The following is a 24,464-nucleotide window of genomic DNA, read 5'->3' on the forward strand; positions in this document are numbered from 1 at the left end:
GGCGTCTCAGGCCGTGTCGTCCGGGAATCCCGCCGGGTGCGCCGCCGGCGGGGTGACCGCCAGTGAGCCGGGTGTGGCGGAGACGGCCTCGGTGGCCCAGCGTTGCGAGGGCGAACGGTCGCGGACCTTCACCACCACGTCGGCGCCCGGCTCCTCACCGGCCGGCGCGAGCGCCAGGGCGTCGTCCCAGCGGGGCAGCAACTCGCCCTGGGCGGTGAGGTCGTAGCGCACGTCGTCGGCGCGCGGGTCGCCGGTGTCGGCGCAGTCGCCCAGGATGACGACCCCGGCGTCCGCGTGCGCGTCCACGCACAGGCCGGGGTCGGCGACACTGCTCAGCATGCCGTCGTCGGAGTACGACCACTGCTGGGTGGCCTCGCCCGAGCATGCGGCGAGCTGGACGGCGGCCCCGGCGGCCGGCTCGCCCTGGACGTCGAGACAGAGGTCGGTGCCGATGTTGCGCAGGGTGGTCCGGCCCGACGCGGTGGGCAGTTGCGCGGGGTTGGTGGGCGAGCCGGTGGCGGCCCGGGAGTCGGTGCCGGGGGCGGCCCCGCTGGTGGCGGCGGCCGGGTCGGCGCCGCCGTCGTCGGACCACACGCCGGCCGCGAGCAGGGTGGTGAGCAGCCCGGCCGAGGCGAGGCCGACACCGGTGAACAGGGCGCGCGGCGAACGCGTCCCGCCGGACGCCCCGCGGCGGGGCGCGGACAGACGCGAGAGCAGGGAGGAGCGCCGGCCGCGGGTGCCGCCGCCGCCCCGGTGCCGGGCGGAGCCGCGCAGCCGTACCGACTGCTGCTTGTCGCGGCCGGGGCGGGTGTCGTGGTAGCGGCGGGCGCCCCAGCCGAGCACGGCCTCGGTGAGCAGGACGCCCAAACCGTTCTCGAAATGGCCGAGTTGTTCGGCGGCGGCCCGGCAGTAGCGGCATTCGTCGAGGTGCGAGCGGACGTCGGGGAGGAGGTCTCCGCCGCGCCGGATGGGGACGTCGAGGAGCCGGTTGTAGAAGCGGCAGTCCTTGCTGGGGGCGAGTTCGCGGTGGGCGCGCACCAGGCCCTCGCGGAGCTTGTCCCGGGCCTGTTCGAGGGTGCCGGAGGCGGTCTCGTAGTCCAGGCCGAGCAGTCCGGCGGCGACGGTGAGCTCCTCGGCCTCGGCCTCCACGTGCCACAGGACGCAGCGGGCGACCGCGGGCAGGCCCTGGAAGGAGCGTTCGGCGAGGACGCGGTTGTCGGGGATCAGCGACTTCGAGGTGCGCATGCCGCGGGCGCCGGCCGGCTTGGTCAGCACCGGCAGGACGTCGGAGATGCCGGGGTCGGCGGCCCACAGCCGGGCCATGTCCCGTACGGTCACCAGGAGTCGGGGGCGCAGCGCGGTGCCGGGCTCGCCGAGCTTCACCCGGTCGAAGACCTGGTGGAAGGCGGCCGCGGTGAGCATGTTGGACACGTTCCCGCCGGACGCGAGGCAGATGACCGCGTACTCGTGCACCGGCCGCCAGTGCCGGGCGATCAGCAGCGCGGTGGACTGGGCCACTTCGCTGTCCGTGCCGCCGCGTATCCCCGCGGCGAGCGACTCGTCGGATTCGCCGGGAGCCCCGCCTGGCGGCGGGTAGGGGGGACGAGGAGGCTGGGGGGTGGGCACTGAGGGTTTCCTTTGGTACGTACCTGGTCGACGCGACGGGGAGCGCGAAACTCGACTCCGCCGGCGAACGCGGAGATCCCGCTTTCACCCCCCGCCCCACGCGTCACCCTCGCACAACTGAGTCGTACGCAACAAGGCGCGAGGACAAGCGGGCCCTTGTTGAAAGAAAGTCGACAGACGGGACCGTCGGCATGCCCCTCGGCACCCCTTTCCTCCGCTCTTGCGCCCCGTGTGAAACGCGCGCACCTGCCGGGCCCTCGCGCACCTTCCCGCGCGCGGTGCCGCGTAGTGGACTGGAACCGGCCACTTCCTCGGAAGGCCCCGCGCGGGACGGCGGCTCTCCCGCGCGCCATGGCCGCCGGCCCTGCTCCTCCCGCCCTCGGCCGGCGGCCCACGAGGCTTCAGGAGTGGCCGTGGGGTGTCAGATCTGCCAGGACCGCAGCCGGTCCGCGGCGCCGTAGACGTCCGTCTTGCCGTCGATCAGGTCCCGGGTGAGGTCGACGAGGGCGCCGTAGGGCGGGTCGATGCCGACGCCGCTGACGAACATGTAGGCCACCGCCGTCGCGCAGGCGAAGCGGGCGTTGGCCGCGGGCAGGGGTCTGAGCAGGGCGAGCGTGTGCAGGAGCGCGGTGGCCCGCCAGGCCGGGTCGGCGTTCACACCGAGCCGGGGCGGGTCGACCCGGTGCCGGGCGACGGCGGCGACCAGTGCCGAGAAGTCGTCGATGGCGGGCTGCTCCGGCAGCACCTCCTCGTGGCGCCGGAGCAGCCACGGCACGTCGATGTGGAGGACGGCTGCCATCGGTCAGACGACCCGCCCGGTGCCCCTGGCGGAGGGTTCGTCGTCGGGGAAGGCGGCCGCGAACTCGTCGGCGTGGGCCGTGAAGAACGTCCGAAACGCTTCGGCGCCCTCCTGGAGCGCCCGGTGCCGCGCGATGTCCGCGGCGGCGGCCTGCCGGACGAGCGTCTTCATCGAGATGCCGCGTTCCTTGGCGATCCGCCGCAGGTCCTCCAGCTCGCGATCGCTGAACTCCACATTGAGGGCTGGCATGCCCCTCACGGTAGCGCCCGGGTACTCGGCCGTAAATGTCCCCAGGTCAGCGGGGCGCCGCTGCGGTACCGGCACACGGCGGCGCGGTTCTCGCGGCGCGGACGGGACCGGGGAGGTCACCCTGACGGCCGGCCCGGACCGGACGGACGGACCGGATGTCGTCGATTTGACTTCCGCTCCCCGGGCTATGGCCCGGGGATTCCTACCACGGTCGGCCGACCGTCTCGGTGGGTTCCTGCTTCACCGCGCTGGGCCGGTACGAGTACCGGTCTTACCTGCGCTCCACAGGCTGACACCGCCAGTCCGGCGGCCTTGGCGACGTTGACCGCCGCGTTGATGTCCCGGTCGAGGACGGCCCCGCAAGCTCCGCATTCCCACACGCGAATGTGCAAGGGTTTGGGGCCGTCCTTGACGCCACACTGCGAGCAGACCTGGGAGGTCGGCTCGAACCGGCCGATGCGGAGGAAGCTGCGGCCGAACTTCGCGGCCTTGTACTCCAGCATCGTCACGAACGCGGACCATCCCGCGTCGTGGACGGACTTGGCCAGGCGCGTACGAGCGAGCCCTTTCACCGCCAGGTCCTCAACGGCAATCGCTTGGCTGTCGCGAATGATCCTCGTCGAGAGCTGGTGGTGGAACTCGCGCCGCGCGTCGGCCACCCGCGCGTGAGCGCGAGCGACCTCGATGCGGGCCTTGTCCCTGTTCCTCGATCCCTTGGCCTTGCGGGACAGCCTGCGCTGTTCCCTCTTGAGTTTCTTCTCGGCCCGGCGCAGGAAGCGCGGGGTGTCGATCTTCGTGCCGTCGGAGAGGACCGCGAAGTGCCCGAGACCCAGGTCGATGCCGACGGCGGCTGCCACGCCGGGCAGCGTCTCGGAATCGGTCTCCACGACGAAAGACGCGAAGTATCTCCCGGCAGCGTCTTTGATCACGGTCACCGTGGACGGCACGCAGGGGAGGCTGCGGGACCACTTGACCCGCACGTCGCCGATCTTCGGCAAAGACAGGTCCCCGCCGGCCGTGATCTTCCATCGGGCGTTCGCAGTGAACCGTACGGCCTGCCGATTGTCCTTGCGGGATTTGAACCGGGGCGCCCCCAGACGCGGGCGCTTGCCCTTGAGGCCGTCGAAGAAGTTCCGGTAGGCGGTGTCCAGGTCCCGGAGGGACTGCTGGAGGACGACGGCGGACACCTCGCCGAGCCATGCGCGCTCTTCGGTGAGCTTCGCCTGGGTGATCAGCAGTTTGGACAGGTCCCCGGCCTTCGGGAACGCCTCGCCTGCGGCGCGGGCGGTCTCGCGGGCGCGAAGCCCATCGTTGTAGACCACCCGCGCACACCCGAACGCCCTGGCCAACGCCGAGCGCTGAGGACCGTTCGGATACAGACGGAAGCTGTACCTCAACTGCACACCGCTGACCCTACAACGGTTGACTTATGGCTGGATATCAGAACATCTGCACTGGCCGACCGCCTCAAGGGCGTCGGCCCCTCGCAGGCTCCGCCAGGAGTATCCGGCTCCACTGCCGATCGTGAAGCAGTACACCGAGAAGCAGAGCCGGCCCGTCCGAGCCGAGATCGACGGTGCGGAACCGTGCGCACAGCGCAAGTCGGAGCACTTCGATTGGATCCGGTAGCAGAACTGGCCCACGCGGCACCGGGGATCAGGCTCTGCACGTAGAGGTCCTGGATGCTGGAGTTGGGGCCGCACGCGAGGGTGCCGCCCGGCGGGGCCGGCAGCGCCGGGTCCAACTGGCGGGCGTACCAGCGGCTGTGCCGGTTGTGGGCCGCGACCTCGCCGTAGCCGGTGACGCAGGAGATCTTGAGGGGCTGTTCGCCGGTGGCGAGGTACACCTCGGCGGCGGCCCGGTAGAACTCGTCCGGGGCGTCGTCGTCGGGGTACGCGCCGCCGTCGGCAGGGTCGGCATACAGGTCCGGGTGGACGAGCGCGGCAGCCCAGGCCGTGCGGGCGGCGCTCAGCGCCCGGGCGGCGAACGCCTTGTCGTAGGGGCGGTAGAGACGGGCGGCCGTGGCGGCCAGGTCGAGGGCAGCCGTGGTGGTCGGCGGGTGGAGCACGACAATTCCATGGGAGCGCTCCCAAAGAAGGGTCGTCCGCTATGTTTGTCGCAGTCATGACACCCCGTCAACGGTCCGGACGACATCCACCCGGTCGCCGGACCACATGCCCCCGAACGGCCCTTGACGCCGCGCGGCACCCACGGTCCCCGCACCTGCGGGGGTTCCGGTCCGCCCGGCAGCCGGACGGACTAGGCTGGAACGGATGTGACAGCGCCCGTTCACTGTGAGTGTCCGCGATGGAGTGGCGACGATGACCCCCGAGTATCCCTTCGACGAGGCCGCGACGGCCCGGGTGGTCGTCGACGACACCGGCACGCTCGTCGACTGGAACGAGGGCGCGCACACCCTGCTCGGCTGGAGCCCGGCGGAGGTGGTCGGCCGCCCCGCGGGGGATCTCCTCGCCGACGGTCCGCTCCCGGTCCCGGTCATGGGCCGCTGGGACGGCACGGTCACCCTGCGCCACCGTGACGGCCGGGCCGTACCGGTGTGGCTGCTCGCCCACCGCCGGCCGCCGCACGACGACACCCCGGGCCGGTGGCTCGTCGTCGCCCCGCTGCCCGACGCCCCGCGTCCCGCCGACGACCTGCTCGCCACGGCCGCGCTGATGCAGTCCCCGTGCGCGATCGCCGTCTACGACGAACGGCTGCGGCTGGTGCGGATCAACGACGCGATGGCCCGGGCCATAGGTCTGCCCGAGGAGCGGGTGCGGGGGCTGCGGCCCTCCGAGATCGGCGGCCGGCCGCAGAGCGCCGACCTGGAGCGGCACATGCTGCGGGTGCTCGCCACCGGCCGCGCCCAGGACGTCCAGACGTACACCCGCAGCGGCGGCGAGGCGCAGCCGCACGCCTGGCTGGCCCGGCTGGCGCCGGTGACCGACGCCGAGGGCCGGGTGCGGGGCGTGTGTCTGTCCGCCCACGACTTCACCGACAACTACCTCGCCCGCGAACGGCTCCGCCTGGTCAACGAGGCGAGCGTGCGGATCGGCACGACCCTGGACGTCACCCGCACCGCGCAGGAGCTGGCGGACGTGTGCGTGCCCGCGCTCGCCGACTTCGTCAGCGTCGATCTGCTGGAGCCGCAGGACGGCGGGGAGCCCCCCACCCGGTTCTCGGCGCCCGTCGCGCTGCGCCGCTGCGCGCACCGCTCGATCACGCCCGGCGAGCCGGAGGCCGTGGCCAAGCCCGGCGAGGTGCAGGAGTATCCGGCCGGTTCCCCGCAGGCCGACTCGCTGCTCGCGGGCCGCACCACGGTCGGCTCGGTGCGGCAGGGCCGGCTCGACGACTGGCTGGCCCGGGACGCCTCGCGGCACGCGCGCGTGCGCGAGATCGGCATCCACTCCACGATGTCCGTGCCGATCCGGGCGCGCGGCACGACCCTCGGGGTGGCCGTCCTCACCCGGTTCCGGCGGCCGGACCCCTTCACCCCGGACGACGTGCTGCTCGCCGAGGAGATCACCGCCCGGGCCGCCGTCTGCATCGACAACGCGCGCCGGTTCTCCCGGGAGCGCGAGACGGCCCTCGCCCTCCAGCGCAGCCTGCTCCCGCGCACCCTGCCGCGCACCGCCGCCGTCGACGCGGCGTCCCGCTATCTGCCGGCCTCGCGGGCCGGGGTGGGCGGCGACTGGTTCGACGTCATCCCGCTGTCCGGGATGCGGGTCGCCATGGTCGTCGGCGACGTCGTGGGCAGCGGTGTGCAGGCGTCGGCCACGATGGGCCGGCTGCGGACCGCCGTGCGCACCCTCGCCGACATCGACCTCGCCCCCGACGAACTCCTCACCCACCTCGACGACCTGGTGGTCCGGCTCTCCGAGGAGGCGGCCGGCGGCGAGGGCGGCAGCCCGGGCGAGGTGGGCGCGAGCTGTCTGTACGCGGTGTACGACCCGGTGTCGCGGCGCTGCACGATGGCCGGGGCGGACCATCCCTCGCCGGTGCTGCTGCGGCCCGGCGGCGTGCCGCGCGAGGTCGATCTGCCGCCGGGCCCGCCGCTGGGCGTGGGCGGGCTGCCCTTCGAGTCGACCGAGCTGGAGCTGCCCGAGGGCAGTGTCCTCGCCTTCTACACCGACGGTCTGCTCGACTGCGGCGAGCGGGGACCGGCGGTCGGCAGGCGGCGGCTGACCGAGGCGCTCGCCGCGTTCTCCGGCTCCCTGGACGAGACCTGCGACCGGGTGCTGCACGCCCTGCTGCCGGTCGGCAACGCCGCCGACGACGTGGCCCTGCTGCTGGCCCGCACCCGGGGGCTGCCCGCCTCGCAGGTCGCCACCTGGGACATCCCCTCCGATCCGGCGCTGGTCGCGCCGATCCGCAAACAGGTCGTGGACCAGCTCGCGCGCTGGGAGCTGAGCGAGGCGTCGTTCACGACCGAGCTGGTGGTGAGCGAGCTGGTCACCAACGCCATCCGCTACGGCTCCCACCCCATCCGGCTGCGGCTGATCCACGACGCGGAGACCCTGATCTGCGAGGTGTCCGACACCAGCCACACCGCCCCGCATCTGCGCCGGGCGAAGACCTGGGACGAGGGCGGCCGCGGGCTGCTGCTGGTGGCCCAGCTCACCCAGCGCTGGGGCAGTCGGCACACCGGCGACGGCAAGACGATCTGGGCGGAGCTGACCCTGCTCGACCAGGAGTGAGCGCGCCGGTCACTTGGCAAGCGCTTTACGCCGGCGTGTTTACATGGACGGCACACCCTCACCCGTAGTCCTGGGGCGGGGCACGCCCTCACCCCGCCGCCCGGAGATCCACCCTGAACGCGCCGCTCGCCGAAACCCTGTCCGTCGCCCTGCTCGTCGCCTCGCTCGGCTGGGCGGTGCTGCGCCCCGCCGGACGCTCGGAGGCATGCGTCGCCGTCCCCGCGGCGGCCGCCCTCATCGCCCTCGGCGCGATCTCGCCGGAGCACGCGCTCGCCGAAGCGGAACGGCTCGGACCGGTGGTGGGGTTCCTCGCGGCGGTCCTGGTCCTCGCGCACCTGTGCGACGTCGAAGGGCTCTTCACCGCGTGCGGCGCCTGGATGGCCCGGCGGGCGGCGGGGCGCCCCCGCACCCTGCTCACCGCCGTGTTCGTGCTCGCCTCGGTGATCACGGCGGTCCTCAGTCTGGACGCCACGGTGGTGCTGCTCACGCCGGTGGTGTTCGCCACCGCCGCCCGGATGGGGGTGCGGGCGAAACCGCACGTCTACGCCTGCGCCCATCTGTCGAACACGGCCTCGCTGCTGCTGCCGGTGTCCAATCTGACCAACCTGCTGGCGTTCACGGCGAGCGGGCTGAGCTTCACCCGGTTCACCGCGCTGATGGCGCTGCCGTGGCTGGTCGCGATCAGCGTCGAGTACGCGGTGTTCCGGCGCTTCTTCGCCGCCGACCTGCCCGCCGCCGAGCCCGTCGAGGACACCGGCCCGGCGCCCGAGGTGCCGGTGTTCGCGCTGGTCACCGTGGGCTGCACGCTCGCCGGGTTCGTGGTGGCCTCGGCGGTCGGCGTCGAACCGGCGTGGGCGGCCTTCGCCGGGGCGCTGGTCATGGCGGTGCGGGCGCTGGCCCGGCGCCGGGTGACACCGGTGGCCGTCGCACGGTCGGCCGCGCCGGGGTTCCTGGCGTTCGTGCTCGCCCTCGGCATCGTCGTCCGCGCGGTCGTCGACAACGGCCTCGCCGACGCGCTGCGGCACGCCCTGCCCGGCGGCACGGGGCTGCTCGCCCTGCTCGCCGTCGCCGGGGTCGCCGCCGTCCTGGCCAACCTGATCAACAACCTGCCGGCGGTCCTGGTCCTGGTCCCGCTGGCCGCCCCGGCCGGCGCCGGGGCGGTGCTCGCGGTCCTGATCGGCGTGAACATCGGCCCCAACCTGACCTACGCCGGCTCCCTGGCCACCCTGCTGTGGCGCCGCGTCGTCCACGAACGCGCCCAACGGGTCGCGGTCACCGAGTTCACCCGCCTGGGCCTCCTCACGGTCCCGGCCACGCTGATCCCGGCGGTGGTGGCACTGTGGGTGTCGCTCCAGGTGGTGTGAGGGGGCCTCGGCGCGGCTGTCGCGATTGCTCGGCCTCCGAGGCCGGGGTCACAACCTCGACGCGCCCCTAGCGACGGCCCCCGTGCCGGCCGCGGCCGTCGCCGTAGTCGCCTCGGCCGTCGTCGTCCCCGCAGTCGCGGCGGTACGAGCATTCCGTGTCGTCGGTGGTGGTCGTGGCGGACGGGGTGGTGGTCGGGGTGGAGGGCGTGGGGGTGCTGGTCGGCCGGGGGGTGGGGGTCGTCGTGCCGGGGGTGGGGTCGGGGGTGCCGGTCTCGCCCCAGTTGACGAGTTGCATCCGGGCGTCGGACTGGGAGGTGTCGATCACCCAGCGCTGTTCGGGGCCGTCCTCGCGGTTCTTCAGGACGAGCGCGCCGGATCCGTCGGTGGCGGCGGGCGCCAGCGCCAGGTCCTGGCCCGAGCGGGGGACGAGCGTGCCCTGGAGGGTGAAGTCGTAGCGCAGGTCGCGGGTGTCCGTCCGGGCGGCGGCCGTGCAGGGGGCGAGCCGCACGGAGTAGCCGAGGCGGGAGTCCAGGCACAGACCGGTGTCGGCCGCGCTGCGCAGCAGCCCGTCGGTCTCGTACGACCACTGCTGGCCGAGCGCGCTGGAACAGGTGGCGAGTTCGGCCTCGGCGCCCTCGACGGCCCGGTCGCCGGCGATGCCGATGCAGAGCCCGGAGGAGACGTTGCGCAGTCCGCCGCGCAGGGTGCCCTGCGGGTTCTGGGGGTCCTGGGCGCCGATCCAGGACGGGTCGGCGGTGCCCGCGCCGGGGCTCTTCGCGGCCTTGCCGTCGGTCTGGGCGTCGGACCGCCCGTCCGCCTGGGTGTCGGTGTGGCCGGAGCCCTCGCCGGAACCGAGGGTGGCCCACAGCACGAGGGGCAGGACGACGAGCCCGCTCACGGTGAGGACGGCTGCGGCCAGATGGCGGCGCCGGGTGCGGCGGACCGCCTTCTGCACGGAGCGGCGGGACCCGGCCGGGGCGTCGCCCGCGGGGCCTGCGGCGGACCGCGCGGCGCTCCTGGAGACACCGGAGCCGGCGGCGGGGGCGGTGCGGGAACCACGGGCGGCGCGGGCCGGGCGCGCCGGGGCCGTGGGCAGGGGTGCGACGGGACCGGTCGGCAGGCCGGTCTCGTCGGTGAAGGGCTCGCCGGGCGCGGCGGTCGCCTCCCCCGCGGACGCCTCGGCGGTCGCCGCGGCCGCGGCCCTCGCCGCCAGGTACGCGTGGGCGGCCCAGCCGAGGACGCCCTCGGCCAGCGCGACCCCGAGCAGCCCCTCGAACTGGAGGAGCTGGTCGGCGGTGTGGGCGCAGTGCCGGCACCGCTCGGTGTGGGCGCGCAGATCGGCGTCGAGGTCGACACCGCCGCGCCGGCAGGTGACGTCCAGGAGCCGGTGGTAGCGGTGGCACTCCTCGTCGGTGGCCAGTTCGTTGTGGACCTGGAGCACCTCCTCGCGCAACCGGGCGCGGGCGCGCCGGAGTTCGACGCGGGCGCCGTCGTCGTCGAGGCCGAGCAGCGCGGCGGGTGCGGCCAGCGGTTCGGTCTCCACCTCGGTGTGCCACAGCAGACAGCGGGCGGACTGGGGCAGCCGCTGGAAGGCCCGGGACAGCATGCGCCGGTTGGCGGGCGGCAGCAGCCGGGCGGCGACCCGCTCGCCGTCGCCGTGGTCGGAGCGCAGCTCGGGGTGGAGCAGGTCGCGGCGGCCGTCGGCGTCCCATTCGGCGGCGAGCCGGCGGACGGTGACCAGGAGGTGGGGGCGCCAGGCGGCGGTGGGGCCGTCCTGGCGCAGGGTCGCGCCGAAGAGGCGGGTGAAGGCGGCGGTGGTGAGCATGCCCGCCGCGCGTTCCCCGTCCGTGCACAGCCGCGCGTAGGCGAAGGCCGCCTCCCAGTGCCGGTCGAGGAGTTCGCCGACGGGGTACGGGGCGGACGACGCTCCCGTCCACTGCTGTTTCAGCTCGGCGCCGAGCTGTTCGTCCGTCGCGTCCAGGCGGCGCGCCGAAGGGGAATTCGACATGCCTGCGTGATTCACGAGTGCATTCCTCCTGGGGGCATGCGTCATAGAAGTCCGGACCACGGAAAAGTCCAGACCAATAAATTTGCTTCGGTGAAGCGTGGGGGGTGCGGACGCCGAAGAGGGGCCTCGCGCGCACGGCGCGGGACACCACGACCCGTGCACGACACGGCACACCTTTGCACAGCCTGACCAAGCGGAACAAGAGATACCGTCGTTTCGTGCGCCGGGCGCGGCCACAATGGAATTGATGAGGCGTCAAAACGGGACGATATAAAGGGTGTTAGCGGGGGCGCTCGCGGCAGCGAACGCCGAACCGGTCAGTGTCCGGCGATCGGATGCGGGCTGTAGGGCTGCTCCAGCTCCGCCAACTCCTTTTCGCTCAGCTCCAGTTCCAGTGCGGCCACCGCGTCGTCGAGATGGTGGGGCTTGGCGGCGCCGACGATCGGCGCGGTGACCGTGCTCCGGCTGAGCAGCCAGGCGAGCGCCACCCGGGCGCGGGGGACGCCGCGTTCGGCCGCGATCCGGGAGACGGCGGCGACGATCGCGTGGTCGCCGTCCAGATAGAGACGGCCGCCGAAGTCGTCGGTCGCGCTGCGCTCGGTGACGGTGCCCCAGTCCCGGGTCAGCCGGCCGCGCGCCAGCGGGCTCCAGGGCAGCACGCCGACACCCTGGTCCGCGCAGAGCGGCAGCATCTCGCGCTCCTCCTCGCGGTAGAGGAGGTTGTAGTGGTTCTGCATGGAGACGAAACGCGTCCAGCCGTGCCGTTCGGCGGCGTGCTGCATCTTGGCGAACTGCCAGGCGTACATCGAACTGGCCCCGAGATAGCGGACCTTGCCCGCCTTCACCACGTCGTGCAGCGCCTCCATGGTCTCCTCGACCGGGGTGTACGGGTCGAAGCGGTGGATCTGATAGAGGTCGACGTGATCCGTGCCGAGCCGGCGCAGGCTGTTGTCCAGCTCGGACAGGATCGCCTTGCGGGACAGTCCCGCGCCGTTGGGCCCGGTCCGCATCCGGCTGTGCACCTTGGTGGCGAGGACGATCTCGTCGCGCCGGGCGAAGTCGCGCAGCGCCCTGCCGACGATCTCCTCGCTGGTGCCGTCGGAGTAGACGTTCGCGGTGTCGAAGAAGGTGACGCCGGCCTCCAGCGCCTGCCGGATCAGCGGGCGGGACGCCTCCTCGTCGAGGGTCCACTCGTGCACGCCCCGGTCGGGCAGACCGTAGGTCATGCAGCCCAGACAGATCCGCGACACGTCCAGACCCGTCGAGCCGAGCTTCACGTACTGCATCGTCACCGCTCCTGACGTACCAGGTCCAACGCCGGCTTCCACCCGAACTCCGTACCGTCCGCGCCGTCGTGGGGGGATCCGAAGCGTACGCCCATCCCGCGCAGCCGTATCAGGCTTTCCCGGTAGGCCGGGTGGGTGGCGAGGGCGGCGGAGACGCACGGCTGGACGCCGACCGGGACGCCCGTCGCCGTCACCTCGCACAGGGTGCCGAGCGCCAGGGTGTCGGCGATGCCGGCCGCCCATTTGTTGATCGTGTTGAAGGTGGCCGGGGCGACCACGACCGCGTCGGGGTCGGGGAAGGGACGGGGATCGTCCGGGCGCCGCCGGGCGGAGCGGATCGGGCGTCCGGTCAGCGCCTCCACGGCGGCGGTGTCGAAGAAGCCGTTCATGGCGTGCGGCGTCGCGATGACCCCGACCCGCCACCCCTGCTCGCGCGCGGCGCCGATGAGCGTGCCGACACCCGAGGCGACTCCGGCGGCGCAGACGACGACGTAGAGGAAGGGCCGTTGATCGTCCTGTTCGGTCATCCGCGCACCCTACTGAACGGGGCCGGGACGACGGGGTCTGGGCCGTGTGCAGTAGTCCGGGAGGCAGGGCGGGGCCGGTGACTCGAGGCTTGGCCTCCGGTAGGTCCGTCCGTCTCCCGGGAGCCCTGATGTCCATGTCCTCGCGCCCTGCCCCGCCGCGGCCGCGGCTGCGGGCGGTGACCGTCGTCGCCCTCTGTCTGGGGGCGCTGATCCCGGCGGTGGCCGTGTCCGGGCCGGCCGGTGCCGCGGCCGCGCCGCCGCCGGACGAACGCGCCCTCCAGCGCCGGCTCGCCGCCTTCGTGGCCGCGCCGGGCGGTCCGCCCGGGGCCATCGCGGTACTGCGGCGCGACAAGGAGACCCGGGTCGTGCGGGCGGGCGTGGCCGATCTCGCCACCGGGCGCGCGCCCCGCCCGGACGACCACATGCGGATCGCCAGCACCGCCAAGGCGTTCAGCGGCGCGGTGGCGCTGTCCCTGGTCGACCGGCACGCGCTGCGGCTGGACGACACGCTGCGCAAGCGGCTCCCCAAACTGCCGCGCGCCTGGGGCTCGGTGACGCTCCGTCAGCTTCTGAACCACACCAGCGGACTGCCGGACTACACCGAGTCGCCCGCGTTCCTGAAGGTGCTGACCGCCGACCCGCGCCACCGCTTCGACTCGCGCCGCCTGCTCGACTACGTGGCCGGCGAGCCGCTGCGGTTCCGGCCGGGCAGCCAATACCGGTACTCCAACTCCGACAACATCGCCGTCGCGCTGATGGCCGAGGCCGCCACCGGCACCCGGTACGAGGACCTGCTGCGCAAGCTCGTCTACCGGCCGCTGGACCTGCGGCACACCAGCCTGCCGCAGGGCTACCGGATGCCGGCGCCGTATCTGCACGGCTACGACGTGAGCCCGCCCGCCCCGCCCGAGGACGTCAGCGAGGTGCTGAGCGCCTCCGGCGTCTGGGCGTCCGGCGGGATCGTCTCCACGCCCGCCGACGCGACGCGTTTCGTGCGCGGGTACGTCGGCGGGGCGCTGTACGGCAAGCGGGTCGTCCGGGAGCAGCGGCGCTGGATCCAGGGCGCGTCGGAACCGGCGGGCCCCGGCCGCAACACCGCCGGGCTTGCCGTCTTCCGGTACCAGACGCGCTGCGGCACGGTCCTCGGGCACACCGGCAACTTCCCCGGCTACACCCAGCTCATGGCCGCCACCCCCGACGGCCGCCGCTCCCTGACGTTCTCCGTGACCTCCCAGATCAACAAGACCCTGGCCCCGGCCCGCCTGGCACGGCTGCGGGCCCTCCAGGAGGACTTCGTCTGCGCACTCCTGCGCGACGGCCGCTGAGCCGACGGCGCTGAGGCGACAGCCGCTCAGCCGACGGCCGCCGAGGCGACGGGCGATATTCGCTTGCCAGGGGTCCGGGCGGGCCCGCAGGATCCGGCCATGTTCATGAAGCACACCCTCCTGCCGCTGACGCCCGCCGACGCCCTTCCCGCGCGGCGACAGCAGCGGTCCGACGGCCGGCGGAGGCCCGATCCCTCGCACCCGTGACGGGCGCGCTCGTCGCGGGGCTGGTGGCCGGGTACGGCATCGCCGTCCCGGTCGGGGCCGTCGCGACCTACCTCGTCTCGCTGACCGCGCGGACCTCCCTGCGGACCGGGGTGTGCGCCGCCCTCGGGGTCGCCGCCGCCGACGGGCTGTACGCCCTGCTGGCCACCGTCGGCGGCTCGGCCGTGGCGGTCGCGCTGCGGCCCGTGCTGGTGCCGCTGCGCTGGGCCTCGGCCCTGGTCCTGCTGGCGCTGGCCGCCCGGGGCGCCCTGACCGCCGTACGCCGGTACCGGGCGCGGCGTCTCGCCGTGCGGGCGGTGCCGCCACCGCCGTCCGCGCGGCGGGCCTTTCTGAGTCTGCTCGGGATCACCCTGCTCAATCCGGCCACCGTGGTCTACTTCGCCGCCCTGGTCCTCGGCAGCGGGGCCTCCGGCGCCGTACGGCCCCTGGAACAGGGGGTGTTCGTGGTGGCCGCGTTCGCCGCGTCCGCGAGCTGGCAGGTGCTGGTCGCCGGGGGCGGGGCGCTGCTCGGGCGGGCCCTGACCGGTCACCGGGGGCGGCTGGTCACGGCGCTGGTGTCGAGCGCGGTGATGACCGTACTGGCGGTGGACATGGCGGTATGAGGGCCGTGCGGTGAAGAGGTGGCCGGGGCGCGGCCCGGTGCGGACGAATCCCGGGCGGGCCGTTGTTGAATCGAGGCGTCAGCCGACGCTACGAAGAGGACGGATAGCCATGCCGCTCGAAGGCGAGTACGAGCCGAGTCCGACCCAGTGGGTGCGTGAGCAGGTGGAGCTGTACGAGGGCTCCGGTGGCACCGAGGGGACGACCTTGCAGGACACGGGGCTGCCCGTCATCCTGCTGACCACGCGGGGCGCCCGCAGCGGGAAGATCCGCAAGACGCCGCTGATGCGGGTCGAGCACGACGGGGAGTACGCCCTGGTCGCCTCGAAGGGCGGGGCGCCCGAGCACCCGGTCTGGTACCACAACGTCAAGGCCGACCCCCATGTGGAGCTGCGGGACCGCACGGTCAAGCAGGACATGACGGCCCGTGAGGTCACCGGCGAGGAGAAGGAGCGGTGGTGGGAGCGGGCCGTCGCCGCGTTCCCGCCCTACGCCGAGTACCAGAAGAAGACGGATCGGGAGATTCCGGTCTTCGTGCTGACACCGGCGGCCGACTGACCTGGGCGGACGGCGCCCGGCGGCGGACGCGTAGAAAAATCTACCGCCGGGCGCGCATGAACCCTCCCTGACCGGGCACCGGTTTGTCAGGCCCCGCCGCGCTCCCCCGTCGCGGCGGGGCTTTCCGCTGCCCCGGCACCCCGGCCCGGGACTCCTACGGTGCGTACGCGGAGATCGGGGAACGCGGTGGGGAGGACAGGAGACGACCGCGAGCCACGGGAGGACCCATGAGCGGGGGAAACGCCTCGTACGGCCATCAGAAGTTCACCCGGTCCCGGAGCCGGTTCACCGACCGGATCACCGCGGACGGCCGGGACGGCCGGCCGGTGGAGGCGGGCCGCTACCGGCTGGTGGTCAGCCGGGCCTGTCCGTGGGCGAGCCGGGCCGTGATCTCACGGCGGCTGCTCGGGCTGGAGGACGCGCTGTCGATGGCGGTCGCCGACCCGATCCAGGACGACCGGAGCTGGCGCTTCACCCTCGACCCGGACGGCCGCGACCCGGTCCTCGGCATCCGCTACCTCGGCGAGGCGTACGAACGCCGGGAGCCCGGTCACCCGGGCGGGATCAGCGTCCCGGCGGTGGTCGACGTGGAGAGCGGACAGCTCGTGACCAACGACTACCAGCAGCTCACCCTCGACCTCGCCACCGAGTGGCGGGACCTGCACCGGCCCGGCGCGCCCGACCTCTACCCGGAGAAGCTGCGGGACGAGATCGACACGGTCATGGCCGAGGTGTACGAGGACGTCAACAACGGCGTGTACCGGGCCGGGTTCGCCGGCGGGCAGGACGAGTACGAGGCGGCCTGCGCGGGTGTCTTCCGGCGGCTGGAGCGGCTCGCGTCGCGGCTCGCCGGGCAGCGGTACCTGGTCGGTGCGACGATCACCGAGGCGGACATCCGGCTGTTCACCACGCTGGTCCGTTTCGACGCGGTGTACCACGGCCACTTCAAGTGCAACCGGTGGAAACTGGCGGAGAACCAAGTGCTGTGGGCGTACGCGCGGGATCTCTACCAGACGCCGGGCTTCGGCGACACGGTCGACTTCGACCACATCAAACGGCACTACCACCAGGTGCACACCGGGATCAACCCGACCCGGGTCGTCCCGCTCGGCCCCGACCTGTCCGGCTGGCTCGCCCCGCACGGACGGGAGACGCTGGGCGGACGGCCGTTCGGGGACGGGACGCCGCCGGGTCCGGTCCGCGCCGACGAGAGGGTCCCGGCACGGGGCCGGCCCTGAACAGTGAGGAGAGCCACGTGAGCAAGAAGAGCGCGAAGCGGAAACTGCCCCTCGTCTACCAGCCCGTCGGATTCCTCTTCGGCTGGGCGGGCGGCCTGCTGGCCGGCTACGCCTTCCGTACGGCCTGGCGGGCGCTGCGGCACGAGGACGACGCCCCGGACGCCCTGGACCGCGACCGCGGCTGGGGCGAGGTGATCCTCGCGGCGGCGGTCCAGGGCGCGATCTTCGCCGCGGCCCGCAGCGCGGCCGACCGCACGGGCGCGGTGGCCATCGAACGCCATACGGGGGTCTGGCCGGCGAAGGAGAAGGAGAAGGGGAAGAAGGGCCGGGACTGACGACGGCACGGGGCCGGTCCCGGCCGGGACCGGCCCCGTGGGAAGGGGCGGGCAGGCGGCGGGTCAGCCCAGCTTCGGCGCCGTGGACACGGTCCGGCGCAGGGTGAAGGAGTGCCCGGCCGGGTCGGAGAAGAGCCGCTCCTCGTAGGGCTCGGGCGCCGGCTTGGCCTCCAGGGGGCGGCCGCCCAGGCCGACGACACGGCGCTCGGCCTCGTCGAGGTCGTCGACGACGAACTCCAGATGGGCCTGGAGGGCGTTCTCGGGACGGGGCCAGCTCGGCGGGGTGGCGTTGCCGTCACGGCGGAAGGCCATCCGGGTGCCGTCGCCGCCCCGGATCTCCACCCGGTTGGCGCCGACCTCGGTCTCCTCCCCCTCCAGCAGCCCCTTGTAGAACTCGGCGAGCTTCTCGGGCTCCGCGCAGTCGAGCACCACCACACCCGCTGTCACCAGTGCCATGTCGTCCCTCCCGGGGGTTTCGCGGTCCGGGACGGCGGTCGCGGCCCCGGACCTTGCGGATACCCCGGTTTCGGGCGGTCACCGGCGCCGGCCGCGGTCACCGATGCCTGCCGCGGCCACGGGCGTCTCAGTCGGCCACCAGCCAGGTGCCGTCCCGCATCAGCTCGCGGTCCGGGAGTTCCTCGCGCGTCCGCCATGCCTGGACCCGGCGCGGGTGGACGTGGAAGTACAGATAGGGCTCGGGGAGTTCCCGGGGGTCGAAGCCGGTCTTGCCGGCGAAGATCTCGGCGTCCTCCTCGGGCAGTTCGGTGGGGTGGACGGCCGTGGCGGTGCCCTCGATCATCACGACGTCCGTGGTCACGCCGATACCGAGCCGTACCGCGCCGCCCGCCAGCAGATTGCGGCCGGTGGCACCCGCGGCCGGGGTCGCGAGGAGGAGGGTGGCGCCGTCCCAGACGAAGGACAGCGGCACGAGCCAGGGCACGGCGCCGTCCCCGCCGTCGTCGTCGGTGGGCGGCGCGGCCGTGGCGACCCACGCGTGGTCGTCGTGTTCGAGCCGGTGGAGCGTGTCGTGCTTGCGCTGCCGCGCGGGGCGGACCGGTGCTCGGGTCATGCTTCCAGTGTGGCCGTCAGCCGTCCGTCCGCGCGCCGACCGCCGCCAGTCGGGCCGCGGCCGCGTCGAGCAGCAGGTCGAGCGCGGCCGGGTAGGAGCTGTGCCGCATGGACTCCCGCAGATGGCGGGCGGTCGCCGCGACATGCGGGTGCGTGGCGGCGGGCAGCGTGCCGTACGTGGTCCGCCACACCTCGGCCTCCGCCTCCCGTGCCGCCTTCGGCAGGGCGACGTTCGCCGAGTCCAGGGCGCCGAAGGCGAGGGTCTGGTCCACGAAGGCGTGGTAGATCCGGACCGCCTCCGGGTCGGGGAACCCGGCCCCCCGCAGCACGCCGAGGATGGTCTCCACGGCCTGGATCTCATGGACCCGCCCGGTCACCCGGTAGGCGCTGAGGCTGGCCGCCCTGGGGTGCGCGAGGGCGCCCGCGTGCATCCGCAGGCCGAGTTCGCGCAGGTCGGCCAGCCAGTCGCCGGTGGGCCGCCAGGCGCGCAGGGTGCGGCCGATCAGCTCGTCGGCGATGGCGAGCATCAGGTCGTCGGTGTGCCGGAAGTACCGGTAGAGGCTGCTGGGGTCGGCGCCCAGGGCGCGGCCGAGGCGGCGCACGGAGAGCGCCTCGGCGCCGTGCTCCTCGATCAGCCGCAGCGCCGTGGCGACGATCAGTTCCTCGGAGAGCACGACGCCCTGTTTGGTGGGACGGCGGCGTCTGCGGGCGTCCGGTGCGACGACTCGCTCGGTCATGGGATCCCTCCGGTGCCTGGGGCCGGGAACACGGTCCGCATGGTCCGCACCTTACGACAACACCGTTGACCTGTTAAGTCCCCGGCCGGTTTCATCTGCGTTCACCGGGGCCGCTCCAGGGCCCCTCCGGTGCGAGCGGAGTACTGGCCATGACCGACAAGTCCTACGGCGTCGACCCTCCCGCGCGGCCCGTGCTGCGCAGGTCCCTCGGGGTGGTCGACGGGATCGCCATCGCCGCGTCCAGTACGGCGGCGACCACCAGCATCGGTATCGGTCTCGGGGTCACGGCCGGTGTGGTGGGACTGCATCTGCCCGCGATCATGCTGCTGGCGTTCCTGCCGGTGCTGGGCATCGCGGGGGCCTACAGCCGGCTCAACCGGGTGGAGCCGAACGCCGGCAACGGCTATGTGTGGGTGGGCCGTTCCCTCAATCCGTGGCTCGGCTTCATGGTGGGCTGGGTGAGCATCGTGGCGACGATCGCCTTCCTCGCGTACACCACGGCGGTGACCGGCTCGGCGCTGATCCAGCTCGCCGGTGACGCCGGGATCCACTCGCTCGGCGGGCTCGCGCTGGACCCGGGGTCCACCGCCCAGACGACCCTGCTGGGCCTCGCCGTGCTGCTCGCGGTGACCCTGACCGCCGTCACCGGTGTGCGCACGGCGGCCCGGCTCCAGACCTGGCTGCTGGTCTTCGAGTACGTCGTCCTGCTGGGCTTCTGCGGCTACGGCATCGTCACCGGACCGCACGCCTTCAGTCTGAGCTGGTTCGATCCGTTCGACATCCCCTCGGCGACGGCGCTGGCGCAGGGGCTGCTGCTGTCGGTGTTCTGTTACTGGGGTTTCGAGGCCGCGTTCACCGTCACCGAGGAGGTGCGCGATCCGCGCGACGCGTCCCGGGCGGGTCTGATCACGCTGGTCACGATGGTGCTGCTGTTCCTGCTCGGCTCGGTCGCCTTCCAGCGGGTGCTGTCCGAGGAGGAGCTGGCCGGGCACGGCGCGGAGGGCCTCGCGTACTTCGGCGAACGGCTCGCCTCGCAGCCGCTGGCCGCGCTGCCGCTGGTGGCGCTGATGTTCTCGGCGGTGGCCTCGCTCCAGGCGGGCGTCATCCCGACGGCGCGGGGCATGTTCGCGATGAGCCGGGACCGTACGCTCGGGCCGGTCTGGTCGCGGGTCAGCCCGCGCTACGGCACCCCGGCCGCCGGGACCGTGCTGATCGGGGCGCTGGCCGCGGCGGTGGCGGCGCTGGCCCTGGTGATCCCGCGCCTGGCCGACATGATCATGGCGACGGTGAACGCGGTCGGCATCATCGTCGCCCTGTCCTACGCGCTCACCGCGCTCGCGGCAGCGGTGCGTTTCCGGGGGCTGCTGCGGGAGGACTGGCGGCAGGGGCTGCGGGCGGTGGTGGCGCCCGTGCTGAGCGCGGTGACGCTGCTCTGTCTCGGCGGCTATCTCTGCTGGTCCTTCTACACCTCCACCGACCATCTGGAGATCAGCCCGGACAACGGCTGGTTCCTGCTGCTCACTCCCCTGGTGATGATCGCGTCCGGTCTGGTGGCCGCGGCGTGGGCCAAGTGGGTGCGCGGGTCCGCCTACTTCCGCACGGGCGCCGGCACCGACGCGGACGCGCCCCGGCTGCTGGCCACCCACTGACCCAGCCCCCCACCACGCACAAGGAACGGATCATGCACGCAGACCTGCTGTTCATCGGCGGCCCTGTCTTCACCCCCGACGGCGGGGAGAGCACCGACGGCGCGGCGCCTCCCGACGGCCGGGTGACCGCCGTGGCCGTCACCGGCGACCGGATCACCGCCGTCGGCGGTCCGGAGCTGCGCGAGCTGGCGGGGCCGCGCACGGAGGTCGTGGACCTCGCCGGACGGCTGCTGCTGCCGGGCTTCCAGGACGCGCACGTCCACCCGGTGCCGGCCGGGCTGGAACTCGCCCGGTGCGACCTGACGAGGGCGAGGACCGCGCGGGAGACCCTGGCCGCCGTCCGCGCCTACGCCGACGCGCATCCCGAACGGGAGTGGATCACCGGCGGCGGCTGGTCGATGGAGGCGTTCGAGGGCGGTACGCCGACCAGGGAACTCCTCGACTCCGTCGTGCCCGACCGGCCGGTCTATCTGCCCAACCGCGACCATCACGGCGCCTGGGTGAACTCGCGCGCGCTGGAGATCGCCGGCATCACCCGGGACACCCCCGACCCGGCCGACGGGCGGATCGAGCGGACCGCGTCCGGGGAGCCGGCCGGCACGCTCCAGGAGGGCGCGATGCAGCTCGTCGGCCGGCTCGCCCCGCCCGACACGGCGGCCGACCGGCTGGCCGCCCTGCTGCACGCCCAGCGCCGGCTGCACGCGCTCGGCGTCACGGCCTGGCAGGACGCGCTGATCGGCGTCTTCCCGGGGATGCCGGACCCGACGGACGCGTATCTGACGGCCGCGCGGGACGGATCGCTGACCGCGCGGGTCGTGGGCGCCCTGTGGTGGGACCGGACGCGCGGGGCCGAGCAGATACCGGAGCTGGTCGAGCTGCGGGCGCGGTCGGCGCACGGCCGGTTCCGGGCGGACAGCGTGAAGCTGATGCTGGACGGGGTCGCCGAGAACGGCACGGCCGCGCTGCTCGACCCGTATCTCGACGCGTGCGGCTGCGCCACCGCCAACCGGGGCACGAGTTTCGTCGACCCGGAGCAACTGCCCAAGTACGTGACCGAGTTGGACGCGCTCGGCTTCCAGTGCCACTTCCACGCGCTGGGCGACCGGGCCGTACGGGACGCGCTGGACGCCGTGGAGGCGGCGCGGGCGGCGAACGGGCCGAGCGACACCCGGCCGCATCTGGCGCACCTCCAGGTGGTGCATCCGGACGACGTGCCGCGGTTCGCGGCGCTCGGGGCGACGGCGAACATCCAGCCGCTGTGGGCGGCGCACGAACCGCAGATGGACGAGCTGACGATCCCCTTCCTCGGGGCGGAACGGGCGGGGTGGCAGTACCCGTTCGGGGCGCTGCTGCGCTCGGGGGCCCGGCTCGCGGCGGGCAGCGACTGGCCGGTCAGCAGCCCCGATCCGCTCCAGGGCGTCCATGTCGCGGTCAACCGGGTCGAACCCGGCGGCTCCCGGCCGGTGTTCCTGCCGCGGGAGCGGATCTCCCTGGGCCGGGCGCTGACGGCGTACACGGCGGGTTCGGCGTACGTGAACCGGCTCGACGACACCGGAGTGGTGCGGCCGGGCGCGCTGGCCGACCTGGTCGTCCTGGACCGGGACCCGTTCGCGGGACCGCCGGAGGCGATCGCGGAGACGGGGGTGGCACTGACGTACGTGGGCGGCGAGCGGGTGTACGCGGCGCCGGACGCGTGACCGGATCTCCGACCGGGCTGGACTTCTTGGACAGGTGTCCCGTTACGATGGACACCTGTCCAAGAAGTCGAGGGAGTCGGAGCCCATGGAGATCCTGGCGAACGTGCTCGTCGCGCTGGTGGCCGCGCTGCACGTCTACATCCTGGTGATGGAGATGTTCCTGTGGCAGCGGAGGCCGGGGATGTCCTTCCACGGCTTCGACGCCGAGATGGCCCGGCGGACCGCCCCGCTCGCCGCCAACCAGGGCCTCTACAACGGCTTCCTCGCGGCCGGTCTGGTGTGGGGACTGATCGCCGCCGACCCGACCGGGTTCCGCGCCCAGGTGTTCTTCCTGTCGTGCGTGATCGTCGCGGGCGTGTACGGCGGGCTCACCGCGAACCGGCGGATCCTGCTCGCCCAGGCCCTGCCCGGCGCGGTGGCGCTGGCCGCGGTCCTCGTCGCACGGTGACCCGCGCGGAGCCCGAGGACCCGCGGGCGGCACGCACCCGGGCGCGGCTGCGCGAGGCACTGCTCCAGGAGTGCGCGGAGCGGCCGTTGGCGGAGGTCGGCGTGGCCGCGCTGGTACGGCGGGCAGGGGTCGGCCGGGCCACGTTCTACGTGCACTACGCCGACCTGGAGGCCCTCGCGGTCGACGCCTGCGCGGACGTCGTACGCGAGGCGGTGGAGGCGCTGCACGCCTGGCGGGGCCGCCCGGACCCGGTGCGCGCACCGGCCGCGCTCCCCGCCTTCTTCGCCTCGCTCACCCCGCACCTGCCCCTGTACCGCACCCTGCTCCCGCCGGGCGGCGGCGGCCCCCTCGGCCAGGTCCTCTACCGCGACCTCCGCGCCTACAGCCTCCGCGAACGAGAACGCGCGGGCGCCCGCGACGCCCCCTTGATCGCCTCGGCGGTCGCCGCGACTTTCACAGCAGTCCTCGCGGACTGGCTCCACGAGGCCCTCCCGGGCACTCCGACGGAAATCGCCGACCAGGTGTGGCAACTACTGGTGGCGCTGCACGCCAGCCGCTGAGAGAGGGGGGCGGTGACGCGGCGGCACTGGAACGGCGGCCTGCGCGCGGTGCGCCACTCGGCCCTGCCGGGCACCCCGGCATGCGCCCGGGACAGGCGGCCGCTGACGCGCGGGGGGAGAGAGAACGGCGGCCTCCCAACCTGCCGGACGGTGACACCCGGGGGGGCGACGGGACAAGCGGCCCGCCCCGGGCGCCCCCGGCCCACGCCCGGGCCAACCGGGTTCCGCGCACGCCGGGACGCGTGGCACACGGCGCGACCACCGGTCGTCGCGGGCACCCACGCCGATACGCAGGACGAACGCCCCTGCCCGCGCACGCCTGCCGCCGACGCGAGTCACCAAGCGGTCCGCACGCAAGTGCCGCACACGGCGGGGCCCACCCTCCGACCGACGCCGCAGGCCCCGTCACCGGGTCGTCTGGAACGTTCTTCGGTACGTCTGTGGGGACACCCCGATCGCCGCGTGGAGGTGCTGGCGCAGGGACGCGGACGTGGCGAAGCCGGAGCGGGTGGCGAGTTCGTCGATGGGGAGGTCGGTGGACTCCAGCAGGTGGCGGGCGTGGGCGACGCGTTGCTGGATGAGCCAGCGGCCCGGGCTGAGGCCGACCTCGTGGTGGAAGCGGCGGGCGAAGGTGCGCAGGCTCATGCGGGCGTGCGCGGCCAGGTCGGTCAGGGTGAGCGGGTCGGCGAGGCGTTCCAGCGCCCAGGCGCGGGTGGCCGCCGTGCTCGCCGCGCCGGACTCGGGCACGGGCTGTTCGATGTACTGGGCCTGGCCGCCGTCCCGGAACGGCGGGACCACGCAGCGCCGGGCCACCCGGTTGGCGAGGTCGCTGCCGTGGTCCTCGCGGAGGAGGTGCAGACAGGCGTCCACCCCGGACGCGGCCCCCGCCGAGGTCAGCACCCCGCCGTCGTCGACGAACAGCACGCCGGGGTCCAGTTCGACCTGCGGGAAGAGCCGGCGGAAGCGGTCGGCGAACTGCCAGTGGGTGGTGGCGCGGCGCCCGTCGAGGAGACCGGCGGCGGCGAGCACGAAGGCGCCGGTGCAGATGGAGACCAGCCGGGCGCCGGGCCGGATCCTGGCGAGGGCGGCGCGGACGGGCTCCGGCAGCTCGGCCGTGACCCAGTCGGTGCCGGGGGCGATCACCACCGTGTCGGCGTCGTCCAGCGCCGCCGGGCCGTGTTCGACGCCCACCGTGAAGTCGGCGCTGGTGCGGACCGGGCGGCCGTCGACGGAGCAGGTCAGCACCTCGTAGCGGCCGTCGGCCGAGCCGAGGACCCGGCTCGGGATGCCCAGTTCGAAGGGGTAGACGCCGTCGAGGGCGAGGACGACCACACGATGGGGACGCCCTTCGGCCCGCCGCTCCACCCGCCCCACCCGCTGTTCCACCCGCCGTTCGTCTCGCATGGCAGAATCTTATCGAAGAATGGCAATCGTGCCATTTCCCGGGCGCCCCGGCCCCGGCAGGCTG

At 73.8% G+C, this 24,464-nt stretch carries 22 protein-coding genes and 1 pseudogene; 11 read left to right on the top strand and 12 right to left on the bottom strand.

All coding sequences use genetic code 11. The features are described 5' to 3' along the window. Positions 1–6: 6 nt before the first annotated feature. From G6W55_RS02570 to G6W55_RS02590, 5 genes and pseudogenes are all read right to left on the bottom strand, one after another. Positions 7–1,626 (bottom strand): RICIN domain-containing protein, encoded by a 1,620-nt coding sequence (locus G6W55_RS02570; protein ID WP_175519090.1) that lies wholly within the window; start codon positions 1,624–1,626, stop codon positions 7–9. Between the two features lie 421 nt (positions 1,627–2,047). Further along, entirely contained in the window at positions 2,048–2,425 is a 378-nt protein-coding gene (locus tag G6W55_RS02575; RefSeq protein WP_175519091.1) for a toxin Doc, read from the bottom strand. A gap of 3 nt (positions 2,426–2,428) precedes the next feature. Further along, positions 2,429–2,674, bottom strand: coding sequence for a hypothetical protein (locus G6W55_RS02580; protein ID WP_085206769.1), 246 nt, complete (start codon positions 2,672–2,674; stop codon positions 2,429–2,431). A 185-nt stretch (positions 2,675–2,859) separates the two neighbouring features. Then, on the bottom strand, positions 2,860–4,077 hold the full coding sequence (locus G6W55_RS02585; RefSeq protein ID WP_175519092.1) for an RNA-guided endonuclease TnpB family protein: 1,218 nt from the start codon (positions 4,075–4,077) through the stop codon (positions 2,860–2,862). Between the two features lie 222 nt (positions 4,078–4,299). Continuing rightward, a pseudogene (locus G6W55_RS02590) lies at positions 4,300–4,739 on the bottom strand (glycoside hydrolase family 9 protein); the annotation flags it as partial. A gap of 256 nt (positions 4,740–4,995) precedes the next feature. Here G6W55_RS02590 and G6W55_RS02595 point away from each other — a divergent pair. Both G6W55_RS02595 and G6W55_RS02600 read left to right on the top strand, forming a co-directional pair. Further along, positions 4,996–7,371 (top strand): SpoIIE family protein phosphatase, encoded by a 2,376-nt coding sequence (locus G6W55_RS02595; protein ID WP_175519093.1) that lies wholly within the window; start codon positions 4,996–4,998, stop codon positions 7,369–7,371. 113 nt (positions 7,372–7,484) lie between these two features. After that, positions 7,485–8,735 carry an SLC13 family permease gene (locus tag G6W55_RS02600; protein WP_175519188.1) on the top strand — a complete coding sequence of 417 codons (1,251 nt, stop codon included), beginning with the start codon at positions 7,485–7,487 and terminating at the stop codon, positions 8,733–8,735. A gap of 67 nt (positions 8,736–8,802) precedes the next feature. On the opposite strand, the gene G6W55_RS02605 is transcribed toward G6W55_RS02600, so the two are convergent. The 3 genes from G6W55_RS02605 to G6W55_RS02615 form a co-directional block, all read right to left on the bottom strand. Beyond that, positions 8,803–10,743: an RICIN domain-containing protein gene (locus tag G6W55_RS02605; RefSeq protein ID WP_254876052.1), complete on the bottom strand. Its 1,941-nt coding sequence runs from the start codon at positions 10,741–10,743 to the stop codon at positions 8,803–8,805. A gap of 317 nt (positions 10,744–11,060) precedes the next feature. Then, positions 11,061–12,029: an aldo/keto reductase gene (locus tag G6W55_RS02610; protein WP_175519095.1), complete on the bottom strand. Its 969-nt coding sequence runs from the start codon at positions 12,027–12,029 to the stop codon at positions 11,061–11,063. 2 nt (positions 12,030–12,031) lie between these two features. Then, positions 12,032–12,556, bottom strand: a complete 525-nt coding sequence (locus G6W55_RS02615) for a flavoprotein (protein ID WP_175519096.1) — start codon at positions 12,554–12,556, stop codon at positions 12,032–12,034. Positions 12,557–12,684: 128 nt separating this feature from the next. Here G6W55_RS02615 and G6W55_RS02620 point away from each other — a divergent pair, with 128 nt between their 5' ends. The 5 genes from G6W55_RS02620 to G6W55_RS02640 all read left to right on the top strand — a co-directional run bounded on the left by G6W55_RS02620 (position 12,685) and on the right by G6W55_RS02640 (position 16,837). Then, positions 12,685–13,881, top strand: a complete 1,197-nt coding sequence (locus G6W55_RS02620; protein WP_375372416.1) for a serine hydrolase domain-containing protein — start codon at positions 12,685–12,687, stop codon at positions 13,879–13,881. Between the two features lie 203 nt (positions 13,882–14,084). Next, positions 14,085–14,708 carry a LysE family transporter gene (locus G6W55_RS02625; protein WP_175519098.1) on the top strand — a complete coding sequence of 208 codons (624 nt, stop codon included), beginning with the start codon at positions 14,085–14,087 and terminating at the stop codon, positions 14,706–14,708. A 109-nt stretch (positions 14,709–14,817) separates the two neighbouring features. Beyond that, positions 14,818–15,264, top strand: a complete 447-nt coding sequence (locus G6W55_RS02630) for a nitroreductase family deazaflavin-dependent oxidoreductase (RefSeq protein ID WP_175519099.1) — start codon at positions 14,818–14,820, stop codon at positions 15,262–15,264. A gap of 227 nt (positions 15,265–15,491) precedes the next feature. After that, a complete protein-coding gene (locus G6W55_RS02635; protein ID WP_175519100.1) occupies positions 15,492–16,502 on the top strand; it encodes a glutathione S-transferase family protein in 1,011 nt (336 codons plus the stop codon). Between the two features lie 17 nt (positions 16,503–16,519). Continuing rightward, the gene (locus G6W55_RS02640) at positions 16,520–16,837 is read left to right on the top strand and encodes a DUF4235 domain-containing protein (protein WP_175519101.1); all 318 of its coding nucleotides are present in this window, start codon (positions 16,520–16,522) and stop codon (positions 16,835–16,837) included. 63 nt (positions 16,838–16,900) lie between these two features. Here G6W55_RS02640 and G6W55_RS02645 read toward each other — a convergent pair whose 3' ends face one another. The 3 genes from G6W55_RS02645 to G6W55_RS02655 all read right to left on the bottom strand — a co-directional run bounded on the left by G6W55_RS02645 (position 16,901) and on the right by G6W55_RS02655 (position 18,642). Further along, entirely contained in the window at positions 16,901–17,293 is a 393-nt protein-coding gene (locus G6W55_RS02645; RefSeq protein WP_175519102.1) for a VOC family protein, read from the bottom strand. A 127-nt stretch (positions 17,294–17,420) separates the two neighbouring features. Next, on the bottom strand, positions 17,421–17,906 hold the full coding sequence (locus G6W55_RS02650; protein WP_175519103.1) for a pyridoxamine 5'-phosphate oxidase family protein: 486 nt from the start codon (positions 17,904–17,906) through the stop codon (positions 17,421–17,423). 16 nt (positions 17,907–17,922) lie between these two features. Next, positions 17,923–18,642 carry a TetR/AcrR family transcriptional regulator gene (locus G6W55_RS02655; RefSeq protein WP_175519104.1) on the bottom strand — a complete coding sequence of 240 codons (720 nt, stop codon included), beginning with the start codon at positions 18,640–18,642 and terminating at the stop codon, positions 17,923–17,925. A gap of 149 nt (positions 18,643–18,791) precedes the next feature. On the opposite strand from G6W55_RS02655, the gene G6W55_RS02660 reads away from it, so the two are divergent. The 4 genes from G6W55_RS02660 (at position 18,792) to G6W55_RS02675 (ending at position 22,996) form a co-directional block, all read left to right on the top strand. Continuing rightward, positions 18,792–20,291, top strand: a complete 1,500-nt coding sequence (locus G6W55_RS02660; RefSeq protein WP_175519105.1) for an APC family permease — start codon at positions 18,792–18,794, stop codon at positions 20,289–20,291. 32 nt (positions 20,292–20,323) lie between these two features. After that, positions 20,324–21,988 (top strand): amidohydrolase, encoded by a 1,665-nt coding sequence (locus G6W55_RS02665; RefSeq protein WP_175519106.1) that lies wholly within the window; start codon positions 20,324–20,326, stop codon positions 21,986–21,988. A gap of 85 nt (positions 21,989–22,073) precedes the next feature. After that, on the top strand, positions 22,074–22,436 hold the full coding sequence (locus G6W55_RS02670; protein WP_175519107.1) for a DUF1304 domain-containing protein: 363 nt from the start codon (positions 22,074–22,076) through the stop codon (positions 22,434–22,436). After that, positions 22,433–22,996 (top strand): TetR family transcriptional regulator, encoded by a 564-nt coding sequence (locus G6W55_RS02675; RefSeq protein WP_175519108.1) that lies wholly within the window; start codon positions 22,433–22,435, stop codon positions 22,994–22,996. The genes G6W55_RS02670 and G6W55_RS02675 overlap by 4 nt, the downstream gene beginning before the upstream one ends. Before the next feature lie 405 nt (positions 22,997–23,401). Here the strand turns inward: G6W55_RS02675 and G6W55_RS02680 are convergent, their stop codons facing one another. Further along, a complete protein-coding gene (locus G6W55_RS02680; RefSeq protein WP_175519109.1) occupies positions 23,402–24,400 on the bottom strand; it encodes a helix-turn-helix domain-containing protein in 999 nt (332 codons plus the stop codon). Between the last annotated feature and the right edge of the window lie 64 nt (positions 24,401–24,464).

Origin of the sequence: Streptomyces sp. CAI-85 (assembly GCF_013363615.1) — a bacterium.
GTDB classification, from domain to species: Bacteria; Actinomycetota; Actinomycetes; order Streptomycetales; family Streptomycetaceae; genus Streptomyces; species Streptomyces antibioticus_B.